We start from the raw sequence: 12,457 nt of genomic DNA on the forward strand, positions 1-12,457 counted from the left end.
AGCGTTCGAACCATAGGCCCGAAACCGCTCTCAGGTGAAGCGGCCGTAGTGCGGGTGGACCCGTATCGGTGGTGCTCGATTGCAGGTAGGTTGACTTCGTTTGCGGCCACGGGACCTCGTCAGGTGGCCGGCTTGGGTGGCGCAGAGCGGACCGGGGAGGCCCTTCGGATGAAGATCGTTGCGTTGTCCTGCACGCAGAAGCGTCTCCCGTCGCTGACCGACGCGCTGCTCGATGCGGCGATCACCGGCGTCGTCCGGGAGGTCAGTGACGCGGAGATCCAGCGGATTCGGTTGATCGACCATCGCATCGCGATGTGCGAAGGCGAGGACACCTGCCTTGATCCCGAGGTGGGCCGGTGCACGCTCGATGACGACTTCGAGCATGTCGTCGATCTGGCCGAGGGTGCGCAGGCGATGCTGCTGGCCATGCCGGTGTACGCGGGGAACGTACCCGCGGTGCTGAAGATCTTCCAGGAACGCTTGAAGAGCTTCATGAACGCCAGGCAACGCCCGTTCGGCAACCTGCTGGTGGGGACGATCGTGCATTCGCGCACGATGCTGACCGAGCCTGCACTGGGATCGTTGTTCCCGTGGTACCTGCGCCTACGGAACAAGAACGTGGCGTCGGCGTGTTTCACCCAGAACGATCATCAGGACCTGACCCGCACCGCGGCGCTCGACCTGTGTGTGGCCGTGGGCCGGCAACTCGGCATGACGCTCGAGGGCAGCCGGTCGCCGGCCAACGGCCGCACGGCGCTGCCGTTGGTTCAATCACCGGCTCGTCCGCGCTGCGGTGACCCGGCCGTGTCCTCTCCTGGGGCGTGAGGAGATTCCGCGCGCCAGGTGCACCCGTCGCCCGCCTGTTCGCACGACACCGTGACGTCCGGTTCCACGTAGCGGGCGGCGATGGCGGTGTTCAGTTCCTGGCAGTACGGGCAGGGTGAGGAGAATGTCAGTACGACGCCGGCGCGGGCGGCCCGTTTGCGGTACCGGAGGATGCCACAGTCGGCGTTGCGCAGGACGGTGCCCGAGGGCTGGGGTTCACTGGTCACTGCCGAGTCGTACAGCATCAGCTGCCGCTGCAGTCGGGTCATGAAGTGATCGGTGGCGGATACCCCGGCGGGCCGTTGCGCTTGTAGTAGCTCCGCGGTGATGCGGGAGTTTGCCTGGATCCACGCGGCCAGGCCTTCTTCGCCGTGCTCTCCCAGGATGAACTCCTCTGCGGCCGCCTGCGCTTCGAAGAACCGCTGGCGCCACAGGTCGACCTTTTCGGCCGGGTCGAGGGGAGGCGGTTCACTGGTCATGGTCCCTGTCCCTCCTGGTGGCGTTGTCCAGTTCGGCGAAGACCTCCTGGGCGACGCGCAGCCCGTTGTTGGCGACCGGCCAGCCGCCGTAGTAGGCGAGCTGAATGATGACTTCGATGATCTTCTCTCGCGGCATCCCGAGGTGCAGAGCGGCACCGATGTGGCCGCGCAACTCCCAATCGGTGCGCGCCAGCGTGACCGCGGTCAGCGCGACCAGTTCGCGCTCCTCGACGCTCAGGTGCGGGCGGGTCCAGATCTCACCGAACAAGTGGTCGACGGTGATCTGCAGGAACTCCGGGTAGGAGCCCGGGCGCGGTTCGCGGCCGAAGACCTGCTGGAACATGGCCTCACCCCGCTCATGTCGGGCAGACGGCTGATTCATCGATCAACTCCTTCGTGTTGGCCGAACAGTTGTCAACGTCAATGACGCCATGAAGGCGACGACCAGCAGCGCGGCGCCGCTGCCGAAGGCGGCCGGAACATTCACCCGCTCGGCGATGAGCCCGACCACGACGGGTCCGACGACGGCGCCGACATCGGTGCACATCGAGAAGACGGCGACGCCGCTGCCGGTCCGGCCGGCGACGACGTCACCGATCAGCGCGGCCGGCGCGGCGTTGAGCAGCGCTGATCCCGCCGCGTACACACTGAGCAGGACGACGAGCCAGGCGTATCTGTCCACGAACACCATGGCTGTGATCGCCGCCGCGGCCACGCCGGTGCCGGCGATCATGGCGGGCCGGCGGCCGGCCCGATCGACAATCCGGCCGGCCGGCATGATCAGCAGCGCCTGGACGACGGCGGATATCGTGAACGCCCACCCGACCCACGTCACGTCATGTCGCCATGCCACGACCACCGTGGGGACCAGTGCGCTGCGCAGCCCGAACAAGACCCATCCCTGCGCCAGCGCGGCGAGGCAAGCCACCAGGTAGCGTCGGTCCCGCAGCAGGGCCGGTAGCCGGACCATGTCACGGCCGGGGTCTGCGCTGGCAGTGCGGCCGGTGCGGAGCACCGCCAGTGTCAGCACCGCGGCGGCCAGCAACAGCACGGCGTACGCCACGAACGGCGCGGACAGGGCGATGAGGGCGAGGAGCCCGCCCAGTGCTGGTCCGCAGATCCCGCCGAGCAGGAAGCCTGCGTCGAACACGGCGCTGGCGCGGCCCCGCTGGTCGGCCGGCGCGATCGCCAGGAGTGTCGCCAGTGCGGATACCGAGAACAGCACTGAGCCGACGCCGCCGAGGCTGCGGAACACGAGCAGCTGCCTGTAGGACCCGGCGAACGCCGTCAGGGCCGAGGAGACCGCACATAGCAGCAGGCCGGCGACCAGGACTCGCCGTTCCCCGAAACGAACTCCGAGCCGGCCGCAGAACGGACTCGTGGTCAGCCGCATCAGCGCGAACAGGGCGACGAGCGCTCCGATCTGGGTGGGTCCGGCCCCGAACGTCGTCGCGTACACCGGGAGCACCGGGAGCACCAGTCCCAGGCCCAGCATGACGCAGCCACCAACGACACTGAGGACGTAGACCTCGCGAGGGAGACTCGGCTGGGCGGCGGCAACGGGTGGGACGCTGCCAGGGCCGGCCGCCGTCTGTCCGATCACAGGATGATGCTGAGCTTTCCGTGCTCGTACAACGTCTCGTGGTCGAGCACCACGACCCGTCTGCGGACCCGGAACGACTCGCCCTCGACGACGAGCTCGAACCGGTATTTTCCGACGTATGCGTCAGTGCGCCCGTGTCCGAACCGGTACACGATGACATTCGCCGCCACGTCGAGGTGGGTGTCCCGTTCGGTCAGGATCTCCACATTGCTGATCGTCCGATTCGTCCGCGACCGAGGGTTCTCGCACCACACCTCACCGTTGAGGAGTTGTTCGATCCGCTGGCGCAGCCGGGCAGCATCGTCGTCGATGAGCCCGAGCGCGTCGGCCGTCTCTGCGCGGACGTCGGTGGCTGGCACCGAGTAGCGGATGTCGTCGGTCAGCATCTCGTCGTACCACTCGAGCAGGCGCCACTCGTCGAGCAGCCGCGCCTCGCGGAAAAGGAACTGGCTCACCCGGTGCCACAACCGCACCTGGGCCGCTTCGTCGACCGTCAGCTCGGTGGTCATCGTGGTTGTGCCCCTTGCATCTCGGCCCGGCGAGCGACGTCGAGGTGACCGTCGTCGCCGTGCATCAGCCGGTCCCACTGTCGCCAGAACTCGCGGGCGGGAAGCTCGTCGGTCGTCTCCGGGACCTCTTTGTTCATGCCGCGTGACAGGTCCGAGTAGCGGACCGTGCGGTTGAGATAACCCCGCTGGCACGACTCGATGATCTCGATGTCGTCGGGGGTGGCGAAGCCGGCGGGGCCGAGGAACGTCAGGTAGTGGCTCTTGCGGAGTTCCCGGATGTCCGGATCCTCGTCCTTGGGGGCGAGGGCGACCGAGGTGATGGCCATCTGGCCGGCGCCGATCGGGTCGATCTTGCGGATCGTGATCGCGATCGCGTCGATGATCATCAAGTTGGGGAAGATCAGCACCGCGCGATTGGTGCCGGTGATCCGTTCGGCGCGTTCGCCGCCGAACCGGTCGACGAACCGTGCGGCCGTCGCCTCGATCCGCGGCCGGACCTCGGCGCCGAACATCGGCGTCCAGTAGGCGAGCGGGCGGGCTGCCGCCGGTGGCAGCTCGTTGGCTCCATGCCCCAGTCCGAGGGCGCGGCCGAAGCCGCCTCGTCGTCGTGGTGGCACCGACCCCAGCGACTCCATGTAGCTGACGTAACGCTTGTGCAGGGCCCGGAAGTGGTAGATGTCGACGCTGTTCTCCATCATGAGCTTCCAGTTGGCCCGAGCCCCGTGCAGTTGCGCGCCTTGGATCACCTCCATCCCGACCTCGGACTGGTCGTCGATGAGATCGAGGTACTCCGTCGCGCCCGCCAGGTACTCGGTCAAGGTGCGCGGCTGCTCGGGATCGAAGGTGACGAACACGAAACCGCGGTAGCTGTCGCTGCGGTGCTGCGCGAGGCGGAAGTCCGCCTTCCGGAAGGCTGGCCCGTACCCGTCTGGGATCGGGACCCCGACCAGGTCGCCCTGGTTGGAGAACGTCCAGTCGTGATACGGGCACCGGAACGATTTGGCCTGCCCGGCCGGCTGCGAGCAGATCAGAGCCCCGCGGTGCGTGCAGCTGTTCGCGAACACCCGGATCACCCCGTCGGACCCGCGCGCCATGACCACCGGGCGCCCGCCGACGTCGCGTGCCACGTAGGAGCCCGGCCCGGGCACCTCCGATTCGTGCCCGACGTACAACCAGCAGCGATCGAAGATCCTGGTCATCTCCTGTGCGGCCAGGTCGTCGTCGGTGTAGGCGCGGCGATCCACCCGGAACGAGAGACGTTCAAGATCATCGACCACGATCGGGTCGCCCACCGGCCGCTGCAGTTCGATCGTCACTGCTGCCCCTTTCGCTGTAGCGTCTCGACCGTGCTGATGACCAGCTCGGCGGTGCGCACCGCAGAATCGCCGCACTCCGGCTGCGCGGCGCGCAGCCGGGCCCGGTAGTCCCGGGCGGGATCGAGCAGATCGGTGACAGCGTCAGTGACCGCCTGCTCGGTGACGCCGGCCGGCTCCAACACCGTCCCGAAGCCCGCGCTACCCACGAAGTACGCCTGGACAGGCTGATCCACGGCCAGCGGGATCACCAGCATCGGTGTCGTCGCCCGGATCGATTCCGCCACGGAGTTGTAGCCGCCGTGGGTGATGAACACGTCGGCGCGCTCGAGCACCTCACGTTGCGGCAGATACGGGGCGGTGAGCACGTCGTCGGGCAGCGCGAGCTCCTCGGCGAGATCTCCTACCGCGGCGATCACCTGTGCACCGGTCGCCGCCGCCCCGGTGATCACGGTGCGCAGCAGGTCCGGTCGCCGGTAGAAGATCGTGCCGAAGGAGACGTACACCACCGGGCGGTCGGGGTCGATCCGATCCAGGCCCGAGAAGGCGACCTCGTCGCCGCGGGTCCCCGCCGCACCCGGCAGCCCAACCAGCTGCACACCGTCGTCGGTGACCGCGTCGTCCCCGACGAGAGCAGGAATCGTCGGCATCACATTGAGAATCGGCGAACGCGCCGAATGAGTCCGGGTCGACCACAACACCCCGTGCCTGGTCAGATAGTCGCCGACCTGCTCGTCGTACGGCCAGCGACCTCGTCGATGCTCGCTGGGGCATACGCCACCCAGGTTGGCCCAGATCATCCCGTACGGCACGCCGGACGCCTGTGCGCCGGCCATGGCCGACGCCGTGACCGGCAGCGAATCGACAAGCACGAAGTCCGGTGCCGTCGCACGGAGCGCGTCAGCTGTCTGTTCTGCCACCGGTGATGACTGGAGCATCGGGCCGATCTTCGCCGGGTCGCCGCTCCACGGTGCCATCTCGACCTGCCCGATCGCGTGGACCTGCGCCTTGCCCAAGGCTTCGCGGCGCTGCTCGTCGAGCGCGCCACCGTCGGCGGACAACAGCAGCAGCGCAACCTCACTGCCGGCAGTTCGGAGCGCATTGACCACCGGAACATACGGGTTCAGGTGACCATGCTGAGTCGTGGTGAGGAGGGCGACGCGCATCAGATCTCCGATCCATCGAAAGAAGACGACGAACGGCAGAACTTCGCCCCCCGGACAGGCGAGAACGCCCGGCAGGCGAAAGGGACCGTCGACGTCCAGGTACTGCTACGAGGCTCTACGCATTCCCCACCATCGCTGATGGGATACATCGATCGGCGCCACTCGGAACAACCTCGAAACAACCGGGTTCACCACCCCAGTCAGTTTCGCAAAGCCTGCCGGGATGCGCGATCGATGTCAATGCCTCGCGCCTGTCAGCTACCACCATTCTGGACGCAACTTCGACCGGACTCCGGCAAGGTTGTCATTTGACCGTTTCAGGCGAGTCTGAATAGTTGGAGTGGCCGGTCTGGATTTCGGCTGTTGTGGCGCAGGGCTGCAGCGATGGTGGTGATGCCGGTCAGCCGGAGCAGGCCGATCGCCGTGTTGCGCGGAGTGGCCATGACGCGGGGTGCGTTGCCGGCGCGTAGGCGGCCGGCGTCCTCGACGTATGTGGTGTCGCGGATGCGGTGCAGGGTTTCGACAGTTGCGACACACCGCTGCCCTTGTGTGCCCGGCCGGATACGCACTAGGTTCATAACGACGGCAATCAATGGCGTGAACCGTGGGAACGGGAGTAAAGTTGAACGGCTTCGACGCCCGTCGCCGGGCCTGTCTCGTGGTGCCTACCAACCGGGAGTGCTCCGCGACGTTGACCGAGGTGATCGCCGAGGCGGACCATGCCGTCCGCCGTTGCGGCACCGACGTCCGCCTGCTGGTCCTCGACTCGTCCGACGCGTTCGCGGCACACGCCGAGGTGCTGGCCGGCTCCGGCGACGTCGTGCACCTCGACGAGACGCAGCAGCGCCGGTTTCTGCGACGGGTCGTCGAGCGGGCCAGCGTCACCCGGCCCGAGCTGCTGCTGGACCTGCTGCTGCCGGCCGAACTGTCGTACGGCGCCTGCACCAACCGGGCCTTCCTGATCGCGGCGGCGCTGAACTGCGAGTCGGTGCACCGCCGCGACTCCGACCTGTACTTCCAGACGTACGCCGGCCGGAAGGTCTTCCCCATCGAGGCTGAGCTGTCCGCGCTCGGCCGGCCCGCCCGTGACGTGACAGCCACCGAGGACCATCTCGACCCGGATCGCCACGACCTGACCGTGGCGATGGCCGGTGCCTCGTTCGTCGGCGAGATGTCGGTCGACATCGAGGACGTCCGCGACCACGAGGCCTACTACGACCTGGTCAGCCTCTGGGCCGCGCCGGGCAGCACCGAGGCGGAGAAACGCGCGCTTGTCGACGAGTCGTTCACCGGCAGCGCGCCGTTCGAGGGCGACCGGACGCTGCTGTCGGTCGTCGACCCGATGCGCGTCGACATGCACAACATCGCCTTCCACGGCCTGCACGAGCGGGTGCCGCTGCCACCGGCCACCAACACGATCGGCAGCGACTATTTCCTCATCCACGTGGCGCACCGGGCGGGGCTGCCGGGCCTGCTGCATAACCGGCACATCGTCAACTTTCACACCGCGGAACGCAAGAGCGACGCCGGGTTCCGGGCGTACCAGATGCGGTTCGCCAAGTTCATCCTGTCGATGTACTACTTCCACTTCATCTACCAGCGGATGACCACCGACGACCCGCGTGACATCGCCGCGATCGTCCGGGAGAGCACCTGGCAGCCACGCGGGCCCAACGAGGAGACCGCCGAACTGCTGGAAAAGGCGTACCGGCGACTCGGCGGCCGGTTCGCCATGGTGGCCGACCAGGTCCGGGAACGCCGCGACACGCTGCTGCTCGAGGCTCGCCGCGACATCGAGGAGTACGCACTGTTGATCGACGACTGGGCAGCCCTGATCGCGGCCGCCCGCGAGACTCCCCTGCACCATGGCTGACATCGCGCGGTCCCCCGCCCGTCAGCGAATCTCGCCGGCCCCGGCCGACGGCCCCGGCGCCCCTCGCATCTCCCGCGACCTCGATCGGTAGGCCCCGCCTTGTCGTTCCGCCGCTCCCAGCTGTCGATCGCCGTACTGTTCGGCGCCCTCGGCTTCCAGTACTCCACCTGGGCCGCTCGCATCCCCGCCCTGGCCGAGCGCCTGCACCTGTCACCGGCCCAGGTGGGTGTCCTGCTGCTGGCCGCCGGAGCCGGCTCGGTCCTGGCATTCCCCCTGGTCCCCAGGCTGATGGCGCGGTACGGTTCCCGCCGCCTCGCCGCGGCGGCGATCCTGACCCTGGCCGCGGCCCTCGCCGGCCTGGCCGTCGCACCCACCTATCCCCTGCTGCTGGCGGTGCTGCTGGCCGACGGCGTGGCGGTCGGCTGCCTGAACGTGGCGATGAACGCTCAGGGCGCGCTCCTGGAGAACACGTCCGGGCGCAGCACCATGGCGAAACTGCACGCCACGTTCAGCGGCGGCATCTTCGGCGCGGCCCTGCTGGCAGCCCCGGTCACCGCCGTAACCGCCTCGGTCACGCTGCACTTCCTCCTCTGCGGCGTCCTCCTGCTCGCCCTGCTGGTCGCTGCCTGGCCCGGGTTGCTCGACGGGGACCTGCCACCGGCGCCGAAACCGGCGGGCGGCACCGGCCGGGCCGTGCCCGCCGGAGGCGTCCTCCTGCTGGGCTTCACCATGCTGTTGGCGACCGTCACCGAGGGCGCGATGACCGACTGGTCCGCCCTGTACCTGAAGGACGTCGCCCACGCGCCCGGCCACCTGCTCCCGCTGGGCATCGCGGTCACCTCAGGAATGATGATCGTCGCCCGTCTCTTCGCGGACGGTTGGCGCGACCGGTGGGGCGACAAACGGGTCGTCGTCACCGGCTGCCTGCTGGCCGGCACCGCGCTGGCGCTGGCCCTGGCGGCTGGCGGCCTCTACCCGGCTCTGGCCGGATTCGCCTGTGTGGGCCTTGGCATGGCCGCGGTCAGCCCTTGCCTGTACGTTGCCGCCGCCCGGCACGGCTCGTCCGCGCTGTCCGTCGCCGCCGCGATGAGCACCACCGGCCTGCTCCTCGGCCCGCCGGCGATCGGCTTCGTCGCCGAGGCCACCACGCTGACCTGGGGCCTGGCCATGGTGGCCGGCACCGCCTTGCTGATCATTGCGTGCGTCCTCCCGGCCCGGTGGTCACTCGTGACCGGCCCCGCGTCCGAGGCGACCACGCGGGCCGGCGCCGGACGTCAGGCGCCGTTACCGGCTTCGGCTTCTCCTTCGGCAGGCGGCAACGCACCAGGGCGAACGGCATAGCAACCCATTGACAGGTTCATGACCTCCCCCGTTGCGGGGGCCGGGAAATCACTTATTGGCGGTGATGCTGCGGGACATGTAGACGGCGCCGGGGCCGTATCCGGCCGGCACCGCAACGCCGGGCTGGGGCCGGAATCCGTGCGCGGACCAGAACCCGGTGGTGCCGCCCACCGCCACCAGCGAGATCCGGTCGAACCGGGATGAACGGGCGGCGTTGGTGAGGTGCCGCACCATGCGCCTGGCCCAGCCGCGACCGCGCAGACTCCCACCGACGACGATGTCGTGCAGATGCAGGTTGGACGAGTGGTGTGCGGCTTCCTCGGCACGGGCCGGGTCCGGGAACTGGAAACGCGGGTAGGGCAGGGCGAGCAGGTACCCGCCGACACGTCCGCCGACCTCCAGGACGAACGAGGTCGACGGCGAGACACGGGCGCGGGATTCGAGCACGGCGCGGGACTCGGACAGGCCGATTCCGCCGTACGCTTCGGTTTCCAACGCGGTGATGCCCGGCCAGTCGCCCGGCCGGATGGAGCGCAGGCGCTCGGCCCGGACGGCGACGCAGGGCAGCGGGGCGAAGCCGTTGAAGCCCTGCGTGGCGTAGCCCACGGTGTACGCGCCGGCGGAGTGGATCCACACCGGATCGCCCGAGGCGAGAGCCGCCGGCACCGGCACCGCCGCACCGCCGAACGTGTCGTCGCTGTCACAGGTGGGGCCGGCGACGACGGCGGGGACGGTCCGGCCGCCGCGCCGGGTCGGGAATTCCAGGCGGTAGCGCAGCTGGTCGGCCTCGTAGAGCCCATTGAAGCGACCGCAGCTCAGGTAGAGCCAGGGCTGCGGTCGCTTCGTCAGTCGGGCGACATGCGCACGGATCACGCCGTGGTCGGCGACGAGGTACCGCCCCGGCTCGATCACGAAACCCAGACTGTCGCCGGCCAGCTCGCGTAGGCGGTCGACGCCGTCCCGGATCGCGGCGAAGATGCCTGCGGTCGGTGGGGTCATCGGGGAGCCGTCGCGGTTCAGGTAGCCGTGCGCAGGCAGGCCGCCGCCGAGGTTGAGGCGATCCACATGAATACCGCGCTTGAGCAGTCCGAGCACTGCGGTGGCCAGGCCGTCGAGAGCCTCCCGCCAGCCGGCGACGGTCATCTGCTGCGAGCCGGCGTGGAGCGAGAGACCGGCCGGGACGAGTCCGAGGCGACGGGCCTCCTCGAGCACGGCGGCCGGGTCGGTCGCGCCGAACTTGCCGGTGAGGCCCCACACCGCTCCGGTGCCGCTGGTCGTCAGACGGCAGTACACGCGGGCGCCCGGAGCATGCCGGGCGACGGCACGGACGTCCTCGGCGCTGTCCGTGGCGAATGTGGTGATGCCGTGCTGGTGCGCTGCGGCGATCTCGGCGTCGGACTTGACGGTGTTGCCGTAGTGCACGCGTTGCGGGGCAACGCCGGTACGCAGGGCTTGGCGGATCTCGCCCGGACTGGCGGCGTCGAAGCCGGCGCCGCGGTCGGCCAGGCAGGCGAGCACCTCGTCCACCGGGCACGCCTTCATGGCGAACCGGACCTCGATGTCGGGCAGCTCGGCACGGAGGGTGTCGTACTGCCGCTCGATGCCGGTCAGGTCGTAGACAATCTGGTCGTGGCCGGCGTCGCGCAAGGCCGACCGTAGGTGTTCCGGTTCAGACATGGGTGTTCACCCCCGTGATAATGGCAAGAAGAATTTACCATCATCACTGCCTTGGTAGGGCAAACAATGTGCCTCAGATTGCCAGTTATTGCCGGTCAGGCACCGACGCTCTGATATCCGCGCACCTGGTTGCGCCACCACCGGTAGGCGACGAGGAACCAGCACAGGCCGACCAACGGCGCCGCGATCGCCACCGCCCCCGGAACATGCAGGTCCCCGGTCCGCCCGAGGAGCACACCGGCCGGCAGGTAGGCCACCACGGCGACCGGCACCACCCAGGTCAGGGCCCAGGTCATCGCCGGGCCGAAGATGCTCGTCGGGTACGACCCGAACATCAAGTAGATGCTGTCGGCGAGACGGCTGGCCGCCCAGGTCTGCACGAACCGGAAGCTCAGCGACGAGACGCACACCTTCGCGGCCCCCTCGGCCAGCGCTCCGCCGATCACGGCGAATATCAGGTACAGGATGTGCACCGGTGAGAAGTCGATCGAGACCAGGTTGACCGCGAGGACGAACATGACGACCGCCGCGAGCACGTCGCCGATCACGTTCATCTGGAACCGGGTGGTGATGACCTGGAGGAACGGGTTCAACGGGCGGACCAGATAGCGGTCGAAACGCCCTTCGCGGATCGTGCCGTCCATGAACTCGAGTTGGTGGAAGGGCACCGCCCAGGCCGCGTGCGCGAGCAGCCGCAGCGCGTAGAGGAACGCCACCTCGCCGAACGTCCAGCCGGCGATGGTGTCGAAGGTCCGCAGCATTACCCAGACGAACGCGATGCCGCTGCACTGGTAGACCACCCCGAGCACGCACATCAGCAGGAAGTTGAGCCGGTACTGGCGTTCGGCGCGGATGGCGATCCGGTAGAGCTCCAGGGTGAGCCGGAGGTCGTTCATCGCCGTCACCCGCCCTGCACCACGACGCGGTGCTGCGCCCGGGACCAGACCAAGCGGGCGACCAGCGCGAGCACGGCGATCCACACCAGCTGGACGCCGATCGCGCGGATCGCATCGGCGCCCTCCAGGTGCCCAACGTAGATCGCCACCGGCGTGTAGGTCGTCGCCTGGAACGGCAGGTGCTCGGCAACCGTGCGCAGCAGGCCCGGGAAGTAGCTCAGCGGCACGAAGACACCGGCGAAGAACTGGCTGATCAGGGAGAACAGCATCATGGTCCCGTTGATCTCGGTGGTCCAGAACGCGCTGAGGCAGATCATCAGGTTCAGCATGACGGCGACGCCGATGCCGCACAGCAGGCTGACCAGCCACAGGCCGAACGCCGCCGGGGAGGCGGGCGCGCCGAGTGTGCCGATGATCGCGACCACCGGCAGCGCCACCACGGCGAACGTCGTCATCATCAGTGCGCTGCCGACCAGCTGGGCGATGACCTGCGGGATGAACCCGGCGGGACGCAGCAGGTCGAAGGCGATCCGCCCCTCGCGGATCCGTTCCCACAGGTAGGAGCAGACCGTGGCGTCCTGCACCGCCCACCCCTGCAGGTTCGCCAGCGTCAGGTAGAGCAGCATCTCGGACAGGGGGATCCCGTTGACTGTCCCGGCGTCGCCGTACAGCGCGGTCCAGACCCGGCTGAGGATGAAGATCTGGACGATGACGATGCCCAGGGTGAAGACGGCGTTCTGACGGTAGGTCAGGGCCGTCTTCATCCGGCTTCGGA

The 12,457-nt window shown here is 68.7% G+C and carries 12 protein-coding genes; 3 read left to right on the plus strand and 9 right to left on the minus strand.

Translation table 11 applies throughout. The features are described 5' to 3' along the window. Window positions 1–168 precede the first annotated feature (168 nt). Entirely contained in the window at window positions 169–825 is a 657-nt protein-coding gene (locus AB0C02_RS22740; RefSeq protein ID WP_357550694.1) for an NAD(P)H-dependent oxidoreductase, read from the plus strand. On the opposite strand, the gene AB0C02_RS22745 is transcribed toward AB0C02_RS22740, so the two are convergent. Genes AB0C02_RS22745 through AB0C02_RS22770 form a run of 6 tightly spaced genes read right to left on the minus strand, consistent with a single transcriptional unit; the run spans window position 768 to window position 5,895 of the window. Further along, window positions 768–1,304, minus strand: coding sequence for a hypothetical protein (locus AB0C02_RS22745; protein WP_357550695.1), 537 nt, complete (start codon window positions 1,302–1,304; stop codon window positions 768–770). The two genes, AB0C02_RS22740 and AB0C02_RS22745, sit on opposite strands and share 58 nt — an antisense overlap. Then, the gene (locus AB0C02_RS22750) at window positions 1,294–1,686 is read right to left on the minus strand and encodes a carboxymuconolactone decarboxylase family protein (protein WP_357550696.1); all 393 of its coding nucleotides are present in this window, start codon (window positions 1,684–1,686) and stop codon (window positions 1,294–1,296) included. Before AB0C02_RS22750 ends, AB0C02_RS22745 begins: the two co-directional genes overlap by 11 nt. A gap of 3 nt (window positions 1,687–1,689) precedes the next feature. After that, window positions 1,690–2,907, minus strand: a complete 1,218-nt coding sequence (locus AB0C02_RS22755; protein ID WP_357550697.1) for an MFS transporter — start codon at window positions 2,905–2,907, stop codon at window positions 1,690–1,692. Then, on the minus strand, window positions 2,904–3,416 hold the full coding sequence (locus AB0C02_RS22760) for an aromatic-ring-hydroxylating dioxygenase subunit beta (protein WP_357550698.1): 513 nt from the start codon (window positions 3,414–3,416) through the stop codon (window positions 2,904–2,906). The genes AB0C02_RS22755 and AB0C02_RS22760 overlap by 4 nt, the downstream gene beginning before the upstream one ends. Further along, window positions 3,413–4,732: an aromatic ring-hydroxylating dioxygenase subunit alpha gene (locus AB0C02_RS22765; RefSeq protein ID WP_357550699.1), complete on the minus strand. Its 1,320-nt coding sequence runs from the start codon at window positions 4,730–4,732 to the stop codon at window positions 3,413–3,415. Before AB0C02_RS22765 ends, AB0C02_RS22760 begins: the two co-directional genes overlap by 4 nt. Further along, window positions 4,729–5,895: a glycosyltransferase gene (locus tag AB0C02_RS22770; protein ID WP_357550702.1), complete on the minus strand. Its 1,167-nt coding sequence runs from the start codon at window positions 5,893–5,895 to the stop codon at window positions 4,729–4,731. The genes AB0C02_RS22765 and AB0C02_RS22770 overlap by 4 nt, the downstream gene beginning before the upstream one ends. Before the next feature lie 622 nt (window positions 5,896–6,517). On the opposite strand from AB0C02_RS22770, the gene AB0C02_RS22775 reads away from it, so the two are divergent. Both AB0C02_RS22775 and AB0C02_RS22780 read left to right on the plus strand, forming a co-directional pair. After that, a complete protein-coding gene (locus AB0C02_RS22775) occupies window positions 6,518–7,768 on the plus strand; it encodes a DUF6271 family protein (RefSeq protein WP_357550703.1) in 1,251 nt (416 codons plus the stop codon). A 99-nt stretch (window positions 7,769–7,867) separates the two neighbouring features. Beyond that, the gene (locus AB0C02_RS22780; protein WP_357550705.1) at window positions 7,868–9,109 is read left to right on the plus strand and encodes an MFS transporter; all 1,242 of its coding nucleotides are present in this window, start codon (window positions 7,868–7,870) and stop codon (window positions 9,107–9,109) included. 48 nt (window positions 9,110–9,157) lie between these two features. Here the strand turns inward: AB0C02_RS22780 and AB0C02_RS22785 are convergent, their stop codons facing one another. From AB0C02_RS22785 to AB0C02_RS22795, 3 genes are all read right to left on the minus strand, one after another. Continuing rightward, the gene (locus AB0C02_RS22785; protein ID WP_357550706.1) at window positions 9,158–10,786 is read right to left on the minus strand and encodes a GNAT family N-acetyltransferase; all 1,629 of its coding nucleotides are present in this window, start codon (window positions 10,784–10,786) and stop codon (window positions 9,158–9,160) included. A gap of 95 nt (window positions 10,787–10,881) precedes the next feature. Next, entirely contained in the window at window positions 10,882–11,682 is an 801-nt protein-coding gene (locus AB0C02_RS22790; RefSeq protein ID WP_357550707.1) for an ABC-2 family transporter protein, read from the minus strand. Window positions 11,683–11,687: 5 nt separating this feature from the next. After that, window positions 11,688–12,446, minus strand: coding sequence for an ABC-2 family transporter protein (locus AB0C02_RS22795; protein ID WP_357550711.1), 759 nt, complete (start codon window positions 12,444–12,446; stop codon window positions 11,688–11,690). Between the last annotated feature and the right edge of the window lie 11 nt (window positions 12,447–12,457).

It is taken from the genome of Micromonospora sp. NPDC048999, assembly GCF_040649295.1.
Taxonomy (GTDB): domain Bacteria; phylum Actinomycetota; class Actinomycetes; order Mycobacteriales; family Micromonosporaceae; genus Micromonospora.